This window comes from Virgibacillus sp. M23 (assembly GCF_034190895.1).
Lineage (GTDB): Bacteria > Bacillota > Bacilli > Bacillales > Amphibacillaceae > Virgibacillus > Virgibacillus salarius.
Genome location: NZ_JAWDHA010000005.1, coordinates 13,181 through 35,135, shown reverse-complemented (window position 1 = coordinate 35,135; position 21,955 = coordinate 13,181). Strand labels below are relative to the sequence as shown.

Annotated in this window: 19 protein-coding genes; all 19 read right to left on the bottom strand. The window is 37.9% G+C overall.

The genetic code is table 11. The annotated features are described in order from the left end of the window. Positions 1-54 precede the first annotated feature (54 nt). Positions 55-966, bottom strand: a complete 912-nt coding sequence (locus RVS70_RS03100; protein ID WP_166530119.1) for a cupin domain-containing protein — start codon at positions 964-966, stop codon at positions 55-57. Between the two features lie 228 nt (positions 967-1,194). Further along, on the bottom strand, positions 1,195-2,124 hold the full coding sequence (locus tag RVS70_RS03095) for a hexose kinase (protein ID WP_321132490.1): 930 nt from the start codon (positions 2,122-2,124) through the stop codon (positions 1,195-1,197). Positions 2,125-2,191: 67 nt separating this feature from the next. Further along, entirely contained in the window at positions 2,192-3,049 is an 858-nt protein-coding gene (locus tag RVS70_RS03090; RefSeq protein WP_026682303.1) for a tagatose-bisphosphate aldolase subunit GatY, read from the bottom strand. A gap of 1 nt (position 3,050) precedes the next feature. Further along, the gene (gene nagA, locus RVS70_RS03085) at positions 3,051-4,220 is read right to left on the bottom strand and encodes an N-acetylglucosamine-6-phosphate deacetylase (RefSeq protein WP_026682302.1); all 1,170 of its coding nucleotides are present in this window, start codon (positions 4,218-4,220) and stop codon (positions 3,051-3,053) included. A gap of 86 nt (positions 4,221-4,306) precedes the next feature. Then, the gene (locus RVS70_RS03080) at positions 4,307-4,723 is read right to left on the bottom strand and encodes a PTS sugar transporter subunit IIA (protein ID WP_026682301.1); all 417 of its coding nucleotides are present in this window, start codon (positions 4,721-4,723) and stop codon (positions 4,307-4,309) included. 202 nt (positions 4,724-4,925) lie between these two features. Beyond that, positions 4,926-5,747 (bottom strand): PTS system mannose/fructose/sorbose family transporter subunit IID, encoded by an 822-nt coding sequence (locus tag RVS70_RS03075; protein ID WP_026682300.1) that lies wholly within the window; start codon positions 5,745-5,747, stop codon positions 4,926-4,928. Further along, the gene (agaW, locus tag RVS70_RS03070) at positions 5,737-6,504 is read right to left on the bottom strand and encodes a PTS N-acetylgalactosamine transporter subunit IIC (protein WP_026682299.1); all 768 of its coding nucleotides are present in this window, start codon (positions 6,502-6,504) and stop codon (positions 5,737-5,739) included. The genes RVS70_RS03075 and agaW overlap by 11 nt, the downstream gene beginning before the upstream one ends. Positions 6,505-6,548: 44 nt before the next feature. Next, positions 6,549-7,028 carry a PTS N-acetylgalactosamine transporter subunit IIB gene (gene agaV, locus RVS70_RS03065; protein ID WP_026682298.1) on the bottom strand — a complete coding sequence of 160 codons (480 nt, stop codon included), beginning with the start codon at positions 7,026-7,028 and terminating at the stop codon, positions 6,549-6,551. Between the two features lie 83 nt (positions 7,029-7,111). Beyond that, entirely contained in the window at positions 7,112-8,290 is a 1,179-nt protein-coding gene (locus RVS70_RS03060; protein ID WP_051388396.1) for an SIS domain-containing protein, read from the bottom strand. A gap of 99 nt (positions 8,291-8,389) precedes the next feature. Further along, on the bottom strand, positions 8,390-9,106 hold the full coding sequence (locus RVS70_RS03055) for a GntR family transcriptional regulator (protein ID WP_321132489.1): 717 nt from the start codon (positions 9,104-9,106) through the stop codon (positions 8,390-8,392). 121 nt (positions 9,107-9,227) lie between these two features. After that, positions 9,228-10,220 (bottom strand): LacI family DNA-binding transcriptional regulator, encoded by a 993-nt coding sequence (locus tag RVS70_RS03050; RefSeq protein WP_026682295.1) that lies wholly within the window; start codon positions 10,218-10,220, stop codon positions 9,228-9,230. A gap of 158 nt (positions 10,221-10,378) precedes the next feature. Beyond that, positions 10,379-10,576, bottom strand: coding sequence for a hypothetical protein (locus RVS70_RS03045; RefSeq protein ID WP_121603847.1), 198 nt, complete (start codon positions 10,574-10,576; stop codon positions 10,379-10,381). 634 nt (positions 10,577-11,210) lie between these two features. Continuing rightward, on the bottom strand, positions 11,211-12,491 hold the full coding sequence (locus RVS70_RS03040) for a Gfo/Idh/MocA family protein (RefSeq protein ID WP_026679626.1): 1,281 nt from the start codon (positions 12,489-12,491) through the stop codon (positions 11,211-11,213). Positions 12,492-12,541: 50 nt separating this feature from the next. Beyond that, positions 12,542-13,369 carry a carbohydrate ABC transporter permease gene (locus RVS70_RS03035; protein WP_026679627.1) on the bottom strand — a complete coding sequence of 276 codons (828 nt, stop codon included), beginning with the start codon at positions 13,367-13,369 and terminating at the stop codon, positions 12,542-12,544. Between the two features lie 15 nt (positions 13,370-13,384). Then, the gene (locus RVS70_RS03030; protein WP_026679628.1) at positions 13,385-14,299 is read right to left on the bottom strand and encodes a carbohydrate ABC transporter permease; all 915 of its coding nucleotides are present in this window, start codon (positions 14,297-14,299) and stop codon (positions 13,385-13,387) included. A gap of 33 nt (positions 14,300-14,332) precedes the next feature. Beyond that, the gene (locus RVS70_RS03025; RefSeq protein WP_026679629.1) at positions 14,333-15,589 is read right to left on the bottom strand and encodes an ABC transporter substrate-binding protein; all 1,257 of its coding nucleotides are present in this window, start codon (positions 15,587-15,589) and stop codon (positions 14,333-14,335) included. A 76-nt stretch (positions 15,590-15,665) separates the two neighbouring features. Next, a complete protein-coding gene (locus RVS70_RS03020) occupies positions 15,666-16,604 on the bottom strand; it encodes an ROK family protein (protein WP_321132488.1) in 939 nt (312 codons plus the stop codon). Between the two features lie 854 nt (positions 16,605-17,458). Then, on the bottom strand, positions 17,459-18,640 hold the full coding sequence (locus tag RVS70_RS03015) for an ROK family transcriptional regulator (RefSeq protein WP_026682522.1): 1,182 nt from the start codon (positions 18,638-18,640) through the stop codon (positions 17,459-17,461). Positions 18,641-18,855: 215 nt separating this feature from the next. After that, the gene (gene ebgA, locus RVS70_RS03010; RefSeq protein ID WP_205389039.1) at positions 18,856-21,936 is read right to left on the bottom strand and encodes a beta-galactosidase subunit alpha; all 3,081 of its coding nucleotides are present in this window, start codon (positions 21,934-21,936) and stop codon (positions 18,856-18,858) included. Positions 21,937-21,955 lie beyond the last annotated feature (19 nt).

Sequence of the window (21,955 nt, the reverse complement as noted above, 5' to 3'; positions counted from 1 at the left end):
TGTCGTAGTTTATTATTCGCCTTTAGAGTGGATATCCTTTTATGATCAAAATTTTTAGTACTTTTCAGCAGCCATTGCCTCCGCTTTTGTTTTATGGACAGTTCCAAAAGGGTGCTCAGGTGGTGCATAAATGGAGTATAATTTTAAAGGATCGGTTCCTACATTGGTTATATTATGCCATTTACCAGCAGGAACCATGATGGCATCGTCATCATTTACATTTGCTTCAAAAGTAAGTTGGTCTTTACGATCTCCCATTTGCACAAATCCTTCTCCCTCTTCAATACGCAAAAATTGATCTGTCGATGGGTGAACTTCTAAGCCAATAGATTCTCCAACATCAATACTCATAAGCGTTACTTGTAAATGGTCCCCCGTCCAAATAGCGGTACGAAAGGTGTTGTTTTGCTTCGTAGCTTCCTCTATATCAATGACAAACGGCTCTCCTCCATAATCCATTGGCCGTCGAAAATTCCCATTTTGTATTTGCTCAACATTAGAGACATTGACTTGATCTCCGTTTAGCGCAGCCAAAAAGATATTTCGTATTTGTGGATCCTGCTGTGTAAGGAAATAGCCTTTCTGATAGGCCTGGTATCCTTCGACTTCTAACTCATAAGCTCTCTGTAAACCTTGCTGATAACTTTCAAAAGTGATGTCATTTACCTGATAGTCAGGCTCTGCCCCTGTTAATTGAATATAAAGATTTGTAACATGTGCCAAATGGTCTTTCTTTCCTGCTAGGGCATGTCGAATGTTATCGGCATGTTCCTCATTTGGTGCTACATTTGCTAACTCCTGATATAACGTAGTTACACAAGCCACTCGTTTTACTTCTTCAAGTATAGATTCACAAAGGCTTTGATAATTTTCCTCTGTACTTCTTGACTGATTATTAGAATCGTACATAGCTGTGCCTACATTATTGTAATGAAAATATGGATAAGCTTGAGGCATATAATACATAACATTTCAATCCTTTCAAACATTATAATATCCATAATCATCATATGCCTACATCCACAAAATGTACTTCAACTACTTATCATCTTAATAAGACTTTTCAGTGTAAATCCTGCTTTTTAGAACGTAAAGCTCCTTCACCTAGTTAAAGTAAACGAGGTGAAGGAGCTTTATTTTGTTACTGTTTGCCTCTGAAAATTACTGGTAGAAGCTGTCTTTCAGCAAAAAGCACTACAAAACATCAATTTTTATTTGCTGGATACACCAGTCCATTTTCGTTAGATCGATTGACCCTGTCTTTTCTTCCATTGCATTTAAAACACCCATGGTTATACCAAATCGAATTAATTCGGTTTCTTGAAGCTTCCTTTCCAACCCGGCAGCAAAACCAGCGATAACAGAATCCCCAGATCCTACTGGATTAACTGCATTTATTTTTGGAGTTGTGACGTGGTAAAAATTGTTTTCGTGTTTTACCACTGCACCAGTCTCTCCTAACGTTATAACCACCCAAGATATATCGTTAAATAATGGCAACTGTAGAGCTTGCTTCATTTCATCTACGTGAAGAATTTCCGAACCGATTAAATCACCAAGCTCGTATTGGTTTGGTTTAATTAAAAATGGCTTCACATCATGCTGTAATGCTTCAGCAAGTAGTTCACCCTTAGTATCTAGTAAAACAGGAGTTCTAGCTTTTTCGGCAATTTCTAGCATCTGATTATAATAGGTTCTGTCTAACCCTGCGGGGAGACTTCCAGAAATAGTAACTACTTCCGCCTGAAGAACATTTTTTTCGAACTCCCTTAGAAAAGATGCTGCTTCATTTTCACTGATTTCTGGCCCACTTTCTAAAATCTCCGTTTGCTTACCGTTATGAATGATAGCAATACAATTACGCGTTTCTCCCTTAATAGGCGTAAAATAATTGTCAATACCATATTTTTGTAATTCAGTACTAATAAAGCTACCTAAGCTTCCACCTAGAAAGCCTGAAGCTGCTACATTCTCCTCAAGTTGATGTAACACTCGAGTTACATTCAAACCTTTTCCTCCTGCCGTCTTAGAGACATCTGTCACTCTATTAATGGCATTCTCCTGGAAGCTTGAGATGCTATATCGAATATCTACGGATGGATTTAAGGTAATGGTTAATATCACTTCTCCACTTCCTTTTCCTCATACTTATTGTATATGCAGAAAATACCGCTTCTATATATTGTGAGTTTTATGCCTTTCCTGCACTCATACAAATTGCTATTTTTTCTTTAACTGCTTCCTTCATCCTAGCTTTGGCAGGACCCATATATTTTCTTGGATCCGTTTCATTTGGATGTTCCATGAGGTGTGCTCGTAATCCAGTAGAGAAAGGAATTTTTAATTCAGTTGAAATATTGACTTTCGCACAACCTAAAGAAATACATTTCTGAACATCTTCCTTCGAAATCCCTGAAGCACCATGTAAAACAATCGGTATAGAAATTAAATTCTTAATCTTTTCTAACCGTTCAAAATCTAAATCAGGCTCTGTCTCATATAAACCATGTCCCGTACCAATAGCTACAGCCAATGAGTCAACACCTGTTTCTTCAACAAATTCAGCTACTGTATCTGGATCGGTATAAGCGGCATCCTTTGCTTCCACAACTAAATCATCCTCTTGCCCTACTAATTTCCCTAGTTCTGCCTCGACTGTAGCACCATAGGCATGTGCCGTATCAACAACTTGTTTCGAGATCGCAATATTTTCCTTAAAGGTATGATGTGACCCATCAATCATAACTGATTTTGTCCCTAACTCTAGTGATTCAACGATAGATTCATAGGTTTCATGATGATCAAGATGTAAGGCAATAGGTATATCATTTTGCTTTGCTGCTACTTCAGCAATTGCTTGAATATAAGCGCGTCCTGCATAGTTCATCGTTCCTGGAGTAGCAGCTAATATAACTGGAGATTTTAATTCTTGTGCCGTTTCTACTACAGTTTGTATCGTTTCTAGGTTATGAATATTAAAAGCAGGTACCGCATAACCTTCTCTTCTAGCTTTTCTTAGCATATCTTCTGTATTTTGCACGTATCCCATATTACTCCTCCTCATTTCCTGTTGTCATTTTTCGATATTTTATGTTCCCATTAATTGCTGTTGCTTGAACCGACAACTCGTCATCCAAAACCACATAATCGGCCAGCTTTCCCGGATGTATACTTCCTATCTCTTCTGCGCGCCCTAAACTCTTGGCAGGGGTTAAACTAGCCAAATGCCATATATCAAATAATGCTTGATCGGACCAGTTATGAAGATTTTTAACACCGTCAATTAATCTTAACGTGCTTCCAGCCAATGACCCCTCTTCTGTGCGAGCTACACCATTTTGCATAACGACAGGAAACTCTCCCAAATGATAATGTCCATCAGGCATCATTCCTGCTCGCATGCAATCCGTAATCAGCATCAGCTTTTCATTTTTTACCTTTAGTGCAAGAGTCGCTACATCAGGGTGAACATGGTAACCATCACAAATGAGTTCAGCATAAACATTGGTATCTGTTAATGCAGCACCAGCAACCCCAGGATTTCGGTGATGAAGCCCCGACATACCATTAAATAAATGAACAAAGTTTTGCGCTCCAGCTGCTATCGCTTCTTGACAGCAACCATAACTAGCATTTGTGTGCCCGATACTTACTAAGACACCTTTATCATCCATTGTTTTAATAAATTCCATAGCATACTCGCGTTCCGGAGCAAGGGCAATTTTTACAATGTTTCCCTTAGCAAGTGATTGCCATTTCTCAAATAATCCAATGTCAGGATCTTGAAAGTACTTTGGATTCTGTGCTCCTTTATACGCTTCCGTAAAAAACGGTCCTTCTAAATAAATTCCTTCGGACAATGCTCCTGGCAAGCCTTCTTCCACAGCTTCTGTAACAGCTTGAATGGCCTTGTCAAGATCAGAGCGTGAGGATGTTAACGTTGTTGGCAAGAATCTTGTAACACCTAGTGTTAACAAGGCTCCTGAAATATGGCGAACTGCTTCCTTCGTGCCATCCATGATGTCGTAGCCATTTATACCATGAATATGCGTATCCACTAGACCTGGAGCAATCATATAACCACTCCAATCAATTACTTCAGCAGAATCAGGTACCGTTTTGGTCAGATGACCAAATCGTCCATTTTCGACGGAAAGATAGCCAGCTTCTGCTATATGATTTTCCAATATAAACCGATCTGCTTTTATAAAATAGTGCATCCTGTACACTTCCCTTATCTAATGAGTAATACTGTTCGTGAATTAATTTTGTCTACTACCGCTACCCATTACTGCAGCATCTTATTTTAAATACCATCCGATTCATTGACAGCTCTCTTCTTCTTTACTTCAAAGGCTTTAATGCTTTCCTTTCCCTCTGAAATGATACTAGTAACAAAGCTATCTATCGGTTGCTGCCTTTGAAACAAGCCACTTAATAGCATTGGTGAATTCGTTCCACCAATTACATGCACTTGATCTCTAGTTGATGCGATTCGCGAGCTTACATTAAAAGGTGTACCCCCTGCTAAATCAGCAAAGCAGACTACGCCTTCCCCTTCATCAACTACTTCAATCGCTTTAAGGAGTGCTTCTTCTAATTTATCTTGATCCTCTTCAAAGGGAACGACCTCTAATTTTTCTACATCTCCTGCGATTAGCCGAACAGATTCATAAATCCCATTTGGGAATGATCCATGGCCTGTAACGACAATTCCAATCATCTCAAACATCCTTTCTCGATATAAAACTAGGATAAGGTGAACTTCAAACCTTGGGGTTTTATTTCCCCCAACGGATTGTTCGTACCACAAGGGTATGACCTAAAGGTCTTTGAACCAATCGTACATTTACTGGCAGTCGATCCCACGTCTACCCATAGTGGGGGCTTACTGCAGTTATATGTGGGATAAAATATAATTTACTTTACATAATTCCAAAGAATGAACCTACAAGACCAACGAATACAGTAAGGCCAATTAACACAATTGGTGAACGACCTTTTTTTAGTAGCCAATATACAAGTAAGGTATAGGCTAAAGGAAGCATTGCTGGCATGATTTGATCTAAAATATCTGTTTGTACATTTAATTCTGATTCACCCTGTGTCCACGTATAATCAATTTTGAAAGAAACATAAGTGGCTATTAGCCCGCCAACTACTGTTAACCCCACAATAGATGCGGCACGGGATACATGCTTTGTGCCTTCTTTCAACTTACTGATTGCCTTCACTCCAGTTTTATATCCATAACTCATTAACCCAAAACGGACTCCGAAGTGAATAACATTGAACATGATCAAAAATACAAATGGACCAAGAATATTCCCGTTTACTGCTAATGAAGCTCCAATACTAGCAGTGATTGGTAATAGGGTTAGATAAAACAAGGCATCGCCTATTCCACCTAAAGGTCCCATTGTAGCTACTTTAATACCACGAATTGCATCTCTATCTTCCTTCTTTTGCTCCATTGCTAGAATGACACCCATAATAAATGTAACTAGAAAAGGATGCGTATTGAAGAATTCCATATGATCCTTCATCGATTTACTTAGATCTTTTTTATTCTTATGAATCACTTTTAATCCAGGCAATATGGAATACAGCCACCCAGCTGCCTGCATCCGTTCATAATTAAACGATGCCTGTAAAAGCAATGACCGCCAAGCTAGATGTCGAAGTTGCTTCGGTTGTAAGTCCTGTGCGGAAGCCGTATCTTCATATTGATAACTATTAGATACCATCAGCTATCTCCTCCTCTTTCGGTGTAGGACCTTGCTTGTTCTTATTTTGATAGAAATCATACAGAGCTATTGCTAAACCAATTAATGCAATGGCTAAGATCGGAAGCTCTAGATATGCGGCTAAAATAAAGCCTACAATGAAGAACATAATATACTCCACTTTTATCATGATACGAAGTAGCATGGCAAAGCCAATTGCAGGCATAATCCCCCCCGCAACAGATAAACCATCAATAATCCACTGCGGGACTGTTTCAACAAACGCAGCCGCTCGTTCAGCTCCAAAATAGATGGGAAGAAAGGCAATTACTGCATTAAAAACAAATAGAATCCCTAGTCCCATATAGTTGATCCGTTCTATTCCTTTAGCATTTGCTTCTAATGCATATTGGTCAGCCTTATGCATGACCGGAGCAAAAACCGTGAAGAATAGTGTAATTAATCCCTGTACAGCAACGGCAAAAGGTATAGCAACTCCTACCGCAACCTTTGGATCTTGCCCTGCTATGACGCCAAAAGCAGTTCCAATAACACCACCAATTACAACGTTAGGAGGTTGGGCACCTGCGAGTGGTACCATCCCCATCCAAATTAACTCGAGTGTACCTCCAACGATTAAACCAGTAGTTACATCTCCTAAAATCAAACCTACAACAAGACCGGTAACAACTGGACGGTGAATATGTGTTAATCCATTATATAAATCTATCCCGATGATTCCGGCCCATAAGGCAATTAGTATAGCTTCCATTAACATACTCAATTCCTCCTCCTACACAAATAATGTGTTGCCATCTACGTTTAAATTAACTCAAGAATATTTTGTCCTTTTTCATTTGGTACACCACGTAGATCAAGGTTTACTCCTAGTTTATCGAGTTTCTTAAAAGCTTGAATGTCTTCGTCATCTACCGAAACAGTTGATGAAATTTGTTTTTTTCCTTCCTCATAATGCATATTTCCGACATTAATATGGTCAATTGGAACGCCACCTTCCTTTAAGGCAAGTGCGTCTTGAACATCTTTTACGACTAGAAAAATCTTTTGTTTTGGAGAAGCCTTATGAATCACATCGATCGTTTTTTTCAAAGAAAAATAACGCGCTTGAATGACATCAGGAAGCACCATATCCATTAAGCTTTGCTGTACCTCATCTTCTGAAACCTTGTCATTTGCAACTACGACAAGATTGGCTCCTAAGTGATTTACCCATGTGACCCCTACTTGGCCATGGATTAGGCGATTATCAATACGTGTTAATAAAATGTTCGGTGTTGTCATATTATTCATCCCTTCATTTATATAAATCACTTCATGTAAGTGCTATCAAATTTGTTATTTAGGAACCTAATTAGGCTCCTATGTTACGCATGGTTGTATTCGTATATGGTTACTCCTTGCACGACTCGATTTACTCTTCCATCAGGACTCGGATTATCTGGAGTAATACCAAGCTTAATAGACATTTTCAGAGCAAGTACTTGAGCAAACATAATATAGAGTAGACCTAAATAAAAATCATTCGTAAGTTGTTCACTATCACTATTTACCGGAATCACCCAGTCAGCATATCCCTCTATCTCGGAATCTGTTTTTTCTGTAACAGCGACAATTTTCATTTTAGAATCTTCTCCGGACAATTCTTTTAGCATATCTAGGTCATATCTTCTCGTATGTGGATTCTGTGACATGAAAAGGACAACAATGGTGTCGTCATTTAAAATTGATTTTGGACCATGGCGAAAACCTAATGACGATTCATGTACAGCAACCACCTTACCTGCCGTTAATTCTAGCATTTTAAGTGCTGCTTCATGAGATAATTGACTGAGCAATCCAGATCCTAAATAAACGATACGTTTTATATCGAATTGTAAAATGTCCTCGACAATAGGCGTAAGTTGGTTGACTAGTTTCCCACCATTAGCAATTACTTTAGAAACATTATCACCAGTAAACGGATACACCGTAAATAATCCATAGCAAGCTAGCATCATACTTGTGAAACTACTAGTCATAGCAAATCCTTGATCATGAGCTTGTTCTGGTGTAAGGATTGTTAAGCTATTCGCATCTTGTTCCGTGCTTTTTGCCAATTCGCCATGCGGATTACAGGTAATAACTACCTGATAAAAGTCACTAATAATCGATCCTGCTAATTGTACGGCTGCTACACTTTCTGGGCTATTTCCTGATCTTGCAAATGACACCAAGATCGTTGGAATATCCTTGAACAGATAATGAGAAGGATTAGAGACAATATCCGTTGTGGCAATTGCTTCAAATTGTACATTCCCTTGATACTGCTTTTGTAGCTCTGGAACAAGGATATCCCCTGCAAAGGCTGAGGTACCAGCCCCTGTTAATAGTACTCTTACATGATCATGCTTTGAAAAAATAGATTCAATAAAACCTCTCATTGATTCTTTATTTTCAAAAAGTGTTGTAACTGTCTCTTTCCAAACTTCAGGCTGCTGGTTGATTTCCTGCGCGGTAAAACCTGCCATCTTATTCTGCAGTTCATGCTCTGTTAAATTAAACATCTAATATCCTCCAAATCTACTTGTGGTTATGTTGTCATAACCAGTTGTTCTATTAGAATACTCTATTAAGATTTCATTTAATACTTAATAGAGTACAATCTAAGTCAATTCTACCGTATAATCAAACTTATCTCCTCTAGCCACACTAACAGTATATTCAATTAACTGATCCTGATGATAGGCAAATCGTTTGATTAGCATTGCTGGCTGCTGAGAGGGTATTCCTAAATAACGTGCCTCTGTCTCTCGAAGGCTAGCAGCAGAGAAGCGCTCAAGTGCTTTCGTTACTACTACTTGATATTCTTGGTAAAACACATCATACATTGGTCTTTCTATTAACTGTGCTTTTGTTAGATTAGGAAATCGTTTCTTTGGCAAATAGGATGTTTCATACATTAATGGCTCATTATCGGCAAGTCGTAATCGAATAATTTGAAAAACTTCATCGTGCGGTTTGATATCCATTTTTGTTGCTAGTCTTTCTTCCACCGCAATTTCTTCAAAGGACAATACTTGTGTCATGGGAACCTTACCCATCTTTTGCATTTCTTCTGTAAAGCTATAGAGCTTTACTAAATCTTGGTTATAAGATGTTGCAGAAACGAAGGTACCTTTTCCATGAAGCTTATAAATATAGCCTTCCCTCTCTAATTCCTGTAGCGCCTGCCTGACGGTTATCCTACTCAAATCATACATATCACATAATTCGCGCTCAGAAGGTAGCTTTTCATGTTCTTGATATACTTGATTGTCTATCTTCTTAATTAATTCTTCCATTAATTGTAAATACAAAGGTACCTTACTACTTTTATCCAATTCGGACTTCCACCTCCCTTACTTAAAGTGGTTATTACCAGTTGCCTTTAGTATATAAAATCCTTACAAAAATGTAAAGGCTTTAATTTCAATTATTATTAACTTAGTGCTTCAATTATGTCTAAGATCGCACACTTTTACGAATAACAAGCTTTGTTGCAATAAATATTTTCTTTGCTATTTTCCTTCCTGCCAATCGCTCAACCAACGTATCCACAGCTGTTTCTCCCATAATTTCTGTATATACTTTAATCGTGCTCAAAGAAGGATACACATACTTAGATACAGACATATCATTCAAACCAATTACACTAACTCGATCAGGAACGGGAAGGTTGGCTTCATGAAGCGCACGTAAGCTGCCAATTGCCATGACATCACTACTCGTAAAAAATGCAGTTGGCAAATCATCACCTAATTCTTCGATTGCTTGTTTCATTAGCTGATAACCATCGTCCACCGAAAACGACCCTACATACATAAACCGCTCATTATATAATGCTTTTTCTTTCATATATGATTCGAAGGTTTTTTCTCGCAGGTCAATAAGCTCTTCAACCTCTCCCTTTAACAACTCCCTACCACCAATAAACCCAATCGACTGATGATTTGTTTGAATAAAATAGTCAATAACCGTTCTTGTCGCCTTTTCAAAATCAATGACAATCGCATCATATTTATCTTCATCTGGGCTATAATCAACAAATACCACATGTGGGTTAATAGCGGTTAATTCCTTAACCTGTCCATTACTAAATTTACCTACGGCAATTATTCCATCAATGCCTTCACTAGAAATTTCATCTATACTATTAAAAAAATATACTTGAGAATTTATATTCAACGCTTTGCATCGTTCTTCAATACCAAGGCGAATTGATAGATAATACAGATCACTCAGCTCTTCTTTTTCTGTATACCAATGTACAATAGCTATATTCGTACCATGGTACTTTTTTGATGTTTTCTTTCGGTAAGACAGTTCTTCAGCTGCTTCAAAAATTTTTTTCTTTGTTTCATCTGCCACCGATAAGCTTGCATCATAATTAAGTACACGTGAAACAGTTGCCGGTGACACACCAGCTTTTTGTGCTATATCCTTAATCGTTGCCAACAACATCACTCCTAAATCCCTAATCTACTAGTAACTATTTTACCATTTCCCAATACTAGCGTCTGTTTTCTGTAAGAAAAACGGAGCAAAATTCGCTCAGTCCTTATCAAAACATGCTCCGATTTACGCTCCCCCTAGTAGCTATTATGGAATAATAGCTACTGCTTGACCACCACTCCGGCTGCCCACTTCCCTTTCCGTGGGGTTTGTCCTTCAGCTAACTTTTTTAGCAAAACCCGCTCAAAAAAGTGGATCTTCAGGTCAAACATTTCCCACAGGAGTTGAAGTGGCCGCCCTTCGCTATCATCAGGCTCTACAACGCTAGCATGAAGTAACACAGCTGCTTTTATACTCACGGATAGCGATTTTTTGTAAAAAAAGTCAACCTATTACTTATGACAAGAATTGTTGCACCTTCTCATAGCGGAGACTAATTACGTAGACTCCTGCGGGAATTGCGCGAGCCGAAAATCCACTTTGCAACGTGTTCTTCTTTGCAAAGTTAGTTGAGGCCGTGCCCGCCGAAAGCGAAGTAATTAGTCGGAGCATTGCCAATATACATCAAACATTTCAAAATAACTACTTGGCTTAACGCAGTCATTGCACTGATTTTATACTTTCTTAACTTACAAAGAAAAATGACAGAAAGATTTCTGCCATATATTAACCATTTATTTTTCGATTTAAGAAGGCACCAGTCTGTTCATTCGCATATAAAGTGAAACAGTAGGAGGTTTGTTTTATCCCTCACGGATGGTTCGTACCACACGGCTATGACCTAAAGCTTTGAATCAATCGGACATTTACTGGCAGGCGATCCCCTACTTCCCCATAGTGGTATCTTGCGTACGGGTATTACTGCCAGTTATATGTAGGATAAAGAAAAAGGGGAGATGTTCTTCATCCCCACTAATCCTAGCTGCATCACCCACTTCAACTTCTTTTAATTCTACTTTGGTTTATAGCGAAGGTGGTAGGCTTACAGGTTGCTCACTGTGATAAACTAGGTTTCCTATTCTCTTTCAGAAAATGCTCCAGTAGAATGACTTTACCATTTTCAAGTCTAGACGCCTCAGCGGCAAAAGCAATGAGATGACTCTCCAATGATTTCGTTGCAGAGGTCTTGCTTATATTGATTTCTCCATCAAAGCTTCTTACTTCTCGAAGGAAATCACGCACGATTCCTTCATCACCACCACCGTGACCACTTACAGGCTTGCTTAAATGAATAACTGTTTCATGTTTGGACAAAAAGTCATAAATTGAAATCTTATTTTCATCCATCTTCCCTCTAATTTCACCTTTCGTTCCCATAATTTGCACAATTCTAGTTTGCTCTCTTGTAAAAGCAGACATACTAAACGTAGCTGTGGCTCCATTTACGAATTCTAAATTAACAACTTGATGATCCACCACATTATTGTCAGATTGATACACACATTTCCCATAAGGAGTTGTTTCCAATGCACGTATAATTCCTTCTCGAGTATGGTCCGTCGTAAATTTCTTCGCCCAGCCCTTTCCTTCACCTAAGTAATAATTTCCAGCATGGAAGGGACATTCATTCTCAACCGGACAACCGTCCAAGCATCTTTCTGGAGCTCCATGTGGTTTATTTCCTTCATGAAAATGCATGAGTGAACCGAAAGAGCTTATATGCTTACATGGCTGATCCATTAAGTACATTAATATATCCATATCATGACAAGACTTTTGCAAAATCATTGGGCTAGAATGGTTACTATTATTCCAATTTCCTCTAACAAAACTATGAGACATATGCATAATTTCTACATTCTCATTCAATTGAATAGAAGCAATATCTCCAATCGTTCCTTCATCAATCACTCGCTTTATCGTTGACCAAAAATTTGTGTATCTAAGTACATGGCAAATTGTCAGCAACCTATTATGCTGTCTCGCTTTTCTTTCCATTTCAATACACTCTGCAGGATCTGGAGACATCGGCTTCTCCAATAAAATATGGTATCCTTTTTCAATCGCCTTTATCGTCGGTTTAAAATGTTGTCGATCCAGTGTACATATGAAGGCAACATCTGCTTCTATATTTGCTTCAAGTAATTCTTCCCACGAAGAGAAGCACTTATCTTCCGAAATATGATGCGTATCGGCAATAGATTTTCTTTTATCTTTGTTTAACTCAGCGACTGCGACAATATCTAATTCATGCGGATAATTTATTGCATAAGGAGCATATGCTTTAGCTCCTCTATCTCCTGCCCCAATTAGAACCGCTTTTATTTTTCGCACTGTGATCGCCCCTCTCCTCCTACAAATGATTTCGATTATTTAAGATAACATTACCCTTTTCGCCCTGATAGAGCGATACCTTCAACAAATGCCTTTTGGAATAACATAAAGATGATGATTAACGGCCAAGATGCTAAAAACGTTCCAGCCATTAATACGGGATAATTCGTACTATATTGCCCTTGTAATGAAGCTAACCCTGCTGATAAAGGCATCTTATCAGGAGAGCTATTAACAATTAACGGCCATAGAAAATCATTCCATGACCAGAGTATCGTAAAGATAGCAAGAGCAATTAACCCTGGTTTAGCTAATGGTAACATAATCCTCCAATAGATTTGGAAATGATTACAGCCATCTATCTTCGCAGCCTCTTCTAATTCATCTGGCATTGTCATAAAAAATTGCCGTAATAAAAACGTTCCAAAAGCACTAAATAATCCTGGAAGAACGAGGGCTGTTAATGTGTTTAACAAATCTAGATTAGCTATAATTTGGTACTGTGGTATTAAAAAAGCCTGTGGAGGTATCATTAATACAGACAAATATAAAATAAAAAAGAAATTTCTTCCTGGGAACTTAATACGCGCAAATGCGTATGCTGCTAAAGAACATAAGAATAACTGTCCAATCGTTTTAATAATAGTTGTAATAAAAGTATTCCAATAGAATCCAGCAAAAGGAAATGAGTCAAATATCTCTTTATAATTGCTCCACTGAAAGACTTCTGGAAATATTTTTGGCGGAATTTGCGCTGCTTCCCCAACTGTTTTCAATGAGGTTAATATCATCCATAAAAACGGACCAATCATTAATATTGCACCACATAGTAATAATAAGTGGATGACTAGTTTCCGAGATTTACTGACATTTTCCATACAAACACCTTCTTTCTACTCATAATGAACCCAGCGTTTTTGTAATCTAAATTGAATGATTGTTAATACGAGAATGATAATAAACAACACAAAAGCAATTGCCGCTGCAATACCTTTCTCTCCAATAACAAATGCATAATGATAGAACAAGTAAATAACGGATTGAGCACTGTCAATTGCTGGATTGGTTGGGCTGACCATCATAAATATAAAATCGAATACTTGAAAAGCAGAAATAAATGAAATAACAGCAACAAAAAAGATCGTTGGTGAAAGTAAAGGCAACGTAATCTTAAAGAATGAGTATATAGGACTAGCCCCGTCTAAAGACGCTGCTTCATATAGAGACTTTGGTATTCCTTGTAATCCAGATAATAAGATAACCATATTTGTTCCTATCGCGCTCCAGGTTCCTACTATAATGATGGATATTAAAACCCAATTAGGATCCGTGAGCCAGCTAGGACCGTCAATAGAAAACCATTCAAGCATATGATTAATAATTCCATAGTCTGCATTATATAACCATTTCCAAATCATCCCTATTGCTGCTGGCATTGTGACAACCGGAAGAAAAAACAATGTACGATATATAGTAAGACCCTTTATCTTTTGATTTAGCAATACAGCTATTACGATCGAAATAGCAATACTAAATGGAACCATTACAAACGCATAAACAAGCGTATTTCTAAATGAATACCATATTTGCGGATCATCGAACATGTCTTTATAATTTTGTAAGCCTGACCAGCTGTAATTACCAAAATCTCCCCAATCATTGAAGCTATAATAGAATGTTTGAAAGACAGGGAAAATATAAAAGATTAGTAAGCCCAATAATGTTGGTGCAATAAATAAATAACCCCAGAAAATATCATTCTTTTTTAGTGTCGACATCTGGCGTGTCGCTACCTTAGTATCCTTCATATATAATCACCTCGATGTACTGAGCTTAATATATTACTCACTTGCTAGAACTTCTTCCATCTGTTTATCTATTTTTTCACTTGCTTCTTCTACAGTTATTTGACCAGACCAAGCCTTAGCTAGATTATCCTGTATAATTGTGGACCATTTGGAAGTATCCTTGGACACAGGGTAAGGTTCTGCGACCTCAGCCATATCTAAAAATACTTGTAAATTAAAATTAGGGGTCGATTTTGTCCAAGCATCTTGTGTGCCTTCATATGCAGGAATAATTCCTGATTCCGCTTGCATAACAGCGGCTTTCTCTGAACTTAGGAACGTTACAAACTTCCAAGCTGCATCTTTGTTTTCTGAGTTCTTAGCTATGACGTTTCCTAATCCATGGATTACATTTGAGCGCTTTTGCATTTCTGGTAAAAGGGCTACATCAGCATGCTCGTTCGTATATTCATTTGCTTTAAATTGTGGAATCATATACGAAGCTTGAAACATCATCGCAACCTTTCCTGATTCAAACATACTTGTTGCATCTGTTGTTTCCATTTGGGCATGTGTCGGTGAAACCTTATGTTTGTGAATTAAATCATAATATTTTTGAATACCATCTATCGTATTTGGATCATCGAAACCCGATTCTGTCTTATCTTCAGAAATAATATAACCACCATTTGCTAGAATAGTATTAAAATAACTAGCTTGCGCATCTTGAATAAAGGCGGCAATGCCATAGATATCTTTATCTGGGTTTGTTAGTGCTTTGGCAGCTTCCACGAGATCATCCCATTTCCATGCCTCATTCGGATAATCAATCCCTGCTTCATCAAAAAGTTTTTTATTATACCATAATCCAACAGTGTCATAGTCTTTAGGTAGCGCATAGGTCTTATCCTCATATTGATATAGACCTAGCAGTCCTTTAGGATATGGAGACAAATCTAGCTCATCATCCTTGATACGATTATTTATCGGTTCAAGCATCTCATTGGAAGCATATTTTACAAAGTTCGGCCCATTCATCCAAAAAACATCCGGTAAGCTTCCACCTGTTGCAGCAGCATCTAATTTTGTAAAATATTGATCATATGGAGTTAATTCCAATTTCACCTGAATATTCGGATAATCTTTGTTAAACGCTTTCACAATATCCTTTAACATATCCTCTTGATTCTTATCCCAGTATGCATATTTAATTGTTGCTTTCCCATCAGCGCTAGCACCCTCATCATTCGAGGAACATGCCCCTAACGTAAATACGAGAAAAATAATCAATACTACATAAAATTTTTTCATCTTGTCACCTTCCTATAGCAATTTGTAAAAGACCTAGCTTCGCTTGCTTTTCCACCTCCTACTAAATGTTAGGTCTTTAAAAAGTGAAATTTTGTTCAGGAGTTGTATTACTGCACATTACATTCTCCCAACTGCAAAGTGCAGCGCCAATCACACCTGAATCTCCCTTTAATTTGCTCCCGGTAATTCGCCCAAGCGCTTCTTTTTGCTCAGAGATTAAAAACAGACCAATATTTTGTTTAATTAAATCTAGTAGAAATGGATGATGATTTATAACTCCCCCACCAAGTACAATTTGATGTGGATCTAATAAACTAATAATCGAATAAATACCTTGAGAAATCGCAAGAATAACCTCATCCATAACATCGCTAGCTAACTTATCCCCAGCAATATACGCCTGAAAAAAGTCTTGTGTTGATGTAATGGAATTCCCCATTCTCTCTCTAGCAAGCTTATATATAGCAGGCCCAGATGCTGCATTTTCTAAAGTGGTTAGTTGTCCATCAACACCTGTAATAGGACACAAGCCAATTTCTCCAGCAAATCCTTCTCCTCTCAAAAAGGATCCATTTTGGATAATAGAGCATGAAATTCCAGTACTGATCGTTACATACACACAAGTGGAATTCGGTGCTACATTTAACTTCTTCCACTCCGCATAGGCTGCCATGTAAACATCGTTATCGATAACAATATGATGAATAGAGAATGCCTCTCTAAGTCTATTAACTAATGGAAAATCAATCCAAGGTAAATTATTTTGGTAAACAGCTATCCCGTTTAAACGATCTACCTTCCCTGGAACCCCTACTCCCATTGCTTTAATTTGTGAGATAGATAGATTTGCTTTTTTTAACACCTGATCAATACAAGTAACTACTTGTTTAAACATACTTTCCGCATTATTCGTATTACTACTCACTTTTGATCGATACAAAATAACACCCTGTTCATCCACAATCACAGCAGCAATTTTTGTACCTCCAATATCAACTCCTATTGAGAAACCCAACGTTTGTCACCTCATGTCTACATTCCTAAATTCCTAAATTTTAGTAAATTCATTATTAAATATTTACTAATTGTTTTTAATACTAGCATAGCGAATTTTGAATGTCTATAATTTTTGAAAAATTATAGACTGAATACCTTCTTCTTATTTCCGATTCTAGTAAAAGGAGGAGAAACATAAGAAAACGCTCGTCACTAGCGACTGTAGCCAGTCAACGGAGATAAAGGAGCTTTTCAGCCGATAATACTTATCGTAGGACAATTCGTGAAATCGCCTAGTTTCTGGACGCTGGAGCTGTACACGGCTCAACACGCCCATATTTATCCACATGGACGAATTTTTAATTTTCTAGACTACGAAAAGAGCAACCCTTTGAGGCCGCAGCTCACAAGGTTGCCCTTTTGATTACAATCATTCAATGGTGTTTGTTAAAAATGAACAGTTTGATAAAGTGAAACAGTTATATGCGGGATAAAGTGAAACTTCCATCCAGCTTTTACTGAAACAAATACGTACAAAGGCTTAAATCGCCACGTCCTGTGGCAACGCCTTTGTGACCTACTTCCATGTAGGCCCGAACCAATCGGACATTTACTGGCAGTTGATACCCTTCTTATCCATATTGGCTTCTCTTTATTGCTTGAAGTGGAATCTTACTGCCAGTTATATGCGGGATAAAGTGAAACTTCCATCCAGCTTTTACTGAAACAAATACGTACAAAGGCTTAAATCGCCACGTCCTGTGGCAACGCCTTTGTGACCTACTTCCATGTAGGCCCGAACCAATCGGACATTTACTGGCAGTTGATACCACCTCTTATCCATATTTGTTTGTCTTTGGGATAAACGATCCATCATATTACTGGGTCAAATATTTCGGTGAGTAGCAATGATACAGCCCCTAAAATCGTCGCATCACTTCCTAGCTTTGTTACAGCTACCTTTGTTTCTTTAGCATCTTGGGTTAGTGCACAGCGTTTTATCCTCTCATGGATAGCAGGTAAGATAAAGGATGCACTATTCATCACCCCACCACCTAATATAATTTTCTCTGGGTTAATCATATGAATTAAATTGGTTAAACCGACACCGATGCAATCACCAGTTTCTTTTAAAACATCTATATAAATTTGATTTCCAGCCTTAGCCAGTTCAAAAACACTTTCTCCAGTCAATTTAAACGAGGCTGACTGACCATTCTGACTTAGCCTTCTATGTGCACGTTCAGCAATAGCAGGACCAGTGGCAAATGTTTGCAAGCAACCACGATTACCGCACTCGCAAATATCACCATTAATATCAATGGTCATATGACCAATTTCTCCGGCAATATCCTGTGCACCGTGGAATAACTTCCCTTCCGTTACGATGCCTGCACCTACACCTCTTCCCAAATTAACAGCAACCATACTGTCTAAATCACCGTGACCTCCAAACCATGCCTCACCTAAGGCCATTGCACGTGCGTCATTTTCCACTTTAACCATGACATGGAACTCTTGCTCAAGCATTTCCTTTATTGGTATATGTGTTAGATTAAGGTTTGGAGCGAATAACGAGGTTCCTGTTTCAACGTTTACCACCCCGTGCATCGCTACTCCAATCCCCATAATTTCCTCTATATCCTTATTCGTTTGACGAAGTACTTGATGAATGCATTCCTTTAAATAAGAGAGAAAAGCATCATTAGTTACAGGTAAATCAAGTGTATACGAATGCCTTGCTTGAATTCTACCAGCAAGGTCTGCAACAATGCATTCTATCTGTTCTGGTCCTGCATCAACACCTAAAATATAAAAAGCTGTTTTATTAATATGAAGCATCGTCGGTTTCCTGCCACCCATGGACTGACCACGATTACTTTCCAATACAATTTGCTGATCAATTAACTCCTTTACAATACTACTGACAGTTGGTGGAGTTAGTTTCGTATCCTTGGCAATCTGCGCCCTAGAGATTGGCTCAAATTTCCTTATTTTATTTAAAATGATTGACTTGTTTACTGATTTCATCAGTTTAAATGTACCTCGTTGCATAGCATCCTCCGAATAATAATAACGTTGTCTCTATTGTATCATGGAGCAACTATTGATAAAGTGAAACTTCCATCCGTGTGGGGTGTGTTTACCCCCCACGAAGTTACGGACATTTACTGGCAGTTGATCCCCCTCTTATCCATAGTGGCTTCACTTTATCCCTTGAAGCTGGGGACTTACTGCCAGCCATGAATTGCTTTTGAACAATTTTTTTATTATACCTCAAGCTGTTCCTTCGCTTTCGTTATATCACTAATTTCCTTTGTTGAATACACAGATAGTTTTAGCTCAAACGAAAAAGATTCAAATTTACAACGATATTTTTCTAACTGATTTTGCCCACAGGAATTAGAACCTAACCCATTTTGCTTATGATCTAAGTGAAGCACAATGTATGGCCTCTTCTCTAAATCAATCGTATGATTAGCATGTTCTAAATCGTTTATCTCATAATAACTCGCATTAAAATCAAAGGTCGACTGCGTACCTACTGCCATGATAGCGACACCGTCATGATCGACAAAACGCACCCATCGTGTATCTGTTCGATTTCCATTCTCCTGTGGATAAACATAATTAGTAAATAATTTACTAACCGAACGTTCGTATACTCCTATTTGATTGGCTTGTTTAGAGTCACTATATGACTCACCAGGACCTCTTCCATACCAACGAGTAGTATCACAATCTTTATTAAGCCGCATTTCTACACCAATTCTAGGTATCATTTTTGGTGCGTTTTCGATTATTCCACTAGGCGTACCTGAAACCTGAAACAACATATCTCCATTAGGATAAATGTGATATTGATACATGCATTCATAATACCAAGCAGAATTCGTTGTCCCATTTACTGTTTTAACAGTAATAATTATTGTATTGTCAGTACGTTTATATTGAACTTCCTCCACTACCTCATGCCATAAATGCATAAAATATTTTTCTTTGTAGTCCTTTAATATATGCATATCATTATCGATAGGAGCCCGCCAAAACTGTAATTTAGGACCTTTTTCAACAACAGCAAGGCCATTTTTCTTCCATGAAATCATTTGACCATTCACTTTATCAAAAATGATCTCAACCTCACTATTAATAATTTCTATTGTGTGCTGCGTTTCCTTTAACGTTAAAGCACCCTTTGGCAAAATAGGCTTTGTTTTTTCTACTGTAATTGGCAGCTTAAATTGGGCAGTTGCAAGCTCATGCCCCTTTGCACTCCAAGTGAAATCTCGGTTGGTCAGATATGATAATGTTAGGTAATATTCCGTACCAGGTTCTTTATAAAAGTTAAAATCAAGATCTAGTATAATTTCCTCCGCTGTTCTTGCTGGAATAGGAGGTAATGCACAAGTCCTAGCATGCAGTGCTTCTCCATCCCGCTCAATCGCATAATGTAATGTGACATGGTTTAATGATATAAAGTCGTACCTGTTCTCTACTTTTATCCTACCTTGATTCAGTTCAACAGCAGTCGTATCTATAGGCTCAATTATTTTTTTATACTCTACTAATGCTGGAGAAGGTGTACGATCAGGCATTAATAGACCATCGATGCAAAAGTTCCCATTCGTTGGATCATCTCCAAAATCTCCACCATACCGGTAATATTTGCTACCGTTTTCATCGACCGTTTCAATCCCATGATCATACCATTCCCAAATAAACCCACCTTGTAGATGCTCATATTTATTTATAAGCTCCTGATACTCTTTCAATCCTCCAGGACCATTACCCATCGCATGACCGTATTCACAATGGATATGTGGTTTTTTAGTTGTTTCAGCAATAGCTTGCATGGTTTTTCTTCCTTCTGGTGGATTTTCAAGCCATGTATACATGGTAGAATATACATCCGTTACTTCTGCTTTGCTATCACCTTCATAATGGACTAAACGCGTTGAATCTATATCTTTACAGTGTTTGGCCATTACTTTAAAATTATGACCGAATCCTGATTCATTACCTAATGACCACATGATTATCGATGGATGGTTCTTATCTCTATGCACCATTCGTATTAATCTATCTACATACATATCTTCCCATAATGGATTATCAGAGATCCAATTAAAATTATTCGTTAATTCAAAACCATGACACTCGAGATCTGCTTCATCAACTACATAGATCCCATACGTATCACATAATGTATATAGATATGGGTGGTTTGGATAATGTGCTGTACGAATCGCATTGATATTATGTTGCTTCATTAGGAGAATATCTTGTAGCATATCCTCTTTTGAGACCACTCTACCGGTAGCTGGATGGAAATCATGACGGTTTACTCCCTTTAGCTTAATTGCTACACCATTTACCGTAAACGTTTTCCCTTTGATTTCAATGTGTCGAAATCCAATTTGCTGTGGGATTACCTCGATCACTTGATCATCCAGTAGAACCGTTAAGTGTAACGTATATAAGTAGGGAGATTCTGCACTCCACAGCTCAGGTTGAGGAATTATTTCCTTAATTATAAATCTTTCACCAATACATTGATTTCCTAAAGCAACCGTTTCCTGCTGGTCATTTACTAGTTCATATTGTATGCGAATATTTTCTTGCCAGCCACGAATACTTCCACTCACTAATAATTCTCCCTTGGAAAATTGATCTTTTACGTTAGTTTCTACTTTAAAATCCTCTATTCCTGATTTAGGTTGCGTATATAGTTCAACATCTCTAAAGATTCCACTTAACCACCACATATCCTGATCTTCTAAATACGTACCATCAGACCATTGGTATACACGGACTGTTATTTCATTTTTTCCGTCCATCACATAAGGAGTAATCGTAAACTCTGATGTCATACGAGCACCTTTACTATAGCCTACCATCTCCCCATTTATCCAAATATGAAAGGCTGAATCAACTCCATGAAAGCGCAAAATCACATCATCTTTTAACCAAGTTGTATCAATTGAAAATTTCCGATGATAAATACCAGTCGGATTATCAGATGGTACATACGGCGGGCGAATGGGAAAATGATACCACACATCAGAGTAATGCATCTTACCATAACCTTCCATTTGCCAATTGCTTGGAACCTGTATAGAATCCCAACTGCTCCGATCATGATTAATTTGCTCAAAGCCTACTGGTGAGTATTCAGGGGCAGATAGAAAAAGAAAGTCCCATAACCCATTTAAGCTTTTAAAATGATGCGTATACTCTGGGTCTCCATCTATAGCTGTCTGTTTATTTGGATAAGAATAAAAAAAAGCTCGCGGTTTCATTCTATTTTGATCAGTAATTGTAATATCTTCCCACTCTTTATACATTCTCATTATTTCCCCTCCTATATAA

Excerpts from the sequence above, each read along its gene's own strand:
- RVS70_RS03100 (WP_166530119.1), bottom strand. The coding sequence starts at position 966 with ATGTATTATATGCCTCAAGCTTATCCATATTTTCATTACAATAATGTA.
- RVS70_RS03090 (WP_026682303.1), bottom strand. The coding sequence starts at position 3,049 with ATGGGATACGTGCAAAATACAGAAGATATGCTAAGAAAAGCTAGAAGA.
- nagA (WP_026682302.1), bottom strand. The coding sequence starts at position 4,220 with ATGCACTATTTTATAAAAGCAGATCGGTTTATATTGGAAAATCATATA.
- RVS70_RS03080 (WP_026682301.1), bottom strand. The coding sequence starts at position 4,723 with ATGATTGGAATTGTCGTTACAGGCCATGGATCATTCCCAAATGGGATT.
- RVS70_RS03075 (WP_026682300.1), bottom strand. The coding sequence starts at position 5,747 with ATGGTATCTAATAGTTATCAATATGAAGATACGGCTTCCGCACAGGAC.
- agaW (WP_026682299.1), bottom strand. The coding sequence starts at position 6,504 with ATGTTAATGGAAGCTATACTAATTGCCTTATGGGCCGGAATCATCGGG.
- agaV (WP_026682298.1), bottom strand. The coding sequence starts at position 7,028 with ATGACAACACCGAACATTTTATTAACACGTATTGATAATCGCCTAATC.
- RVS70_RS03060 (WP_051388396.1), bottom strand. The coding sequence starts at position 8,290 with ATGTTTAATTTAACAGAGCATGAACTGCAGAATAAGATGGCAGGTTTT.
- RVS70_RS03035 (WP_026679627.1), bottom strand. The coding sequence starts at position 13,369 with ATGGAAAATGTCAGTAAATCTCGGAAACTAGTCATCCACTTATTATTA.
- RVS70_RS03030 (WP_026679628.1), bottom strand. The coding sequence starts at position 14,299 with ATGAAGGATACTAAGGTAGCGACACGCCAGATGTCGACACTAAAAAAG.
- RVS70_RS03025 (WP_026679629.1), bottom strand. The coding sequence starts at position 15,589 with ATGAAAAAATTTTATGTAGTATTGATTATTTTTCTCGTATTTACGTTA.
- RVS70_RS03015 (WP_026682522.1), bottom strand. The coding sequence starts at position 18,640 with ATGCAACGAGGTACATTTAAACTGATGAAATCAGTAAACAAGTCAATC.
- ebgA (WP_205389039.1), bottom strand. The coding sequence starts at position 21,936 with ATGAGAATGTATAAAGAGTGGGAAGATATTACAATTACTGATCAAAAT.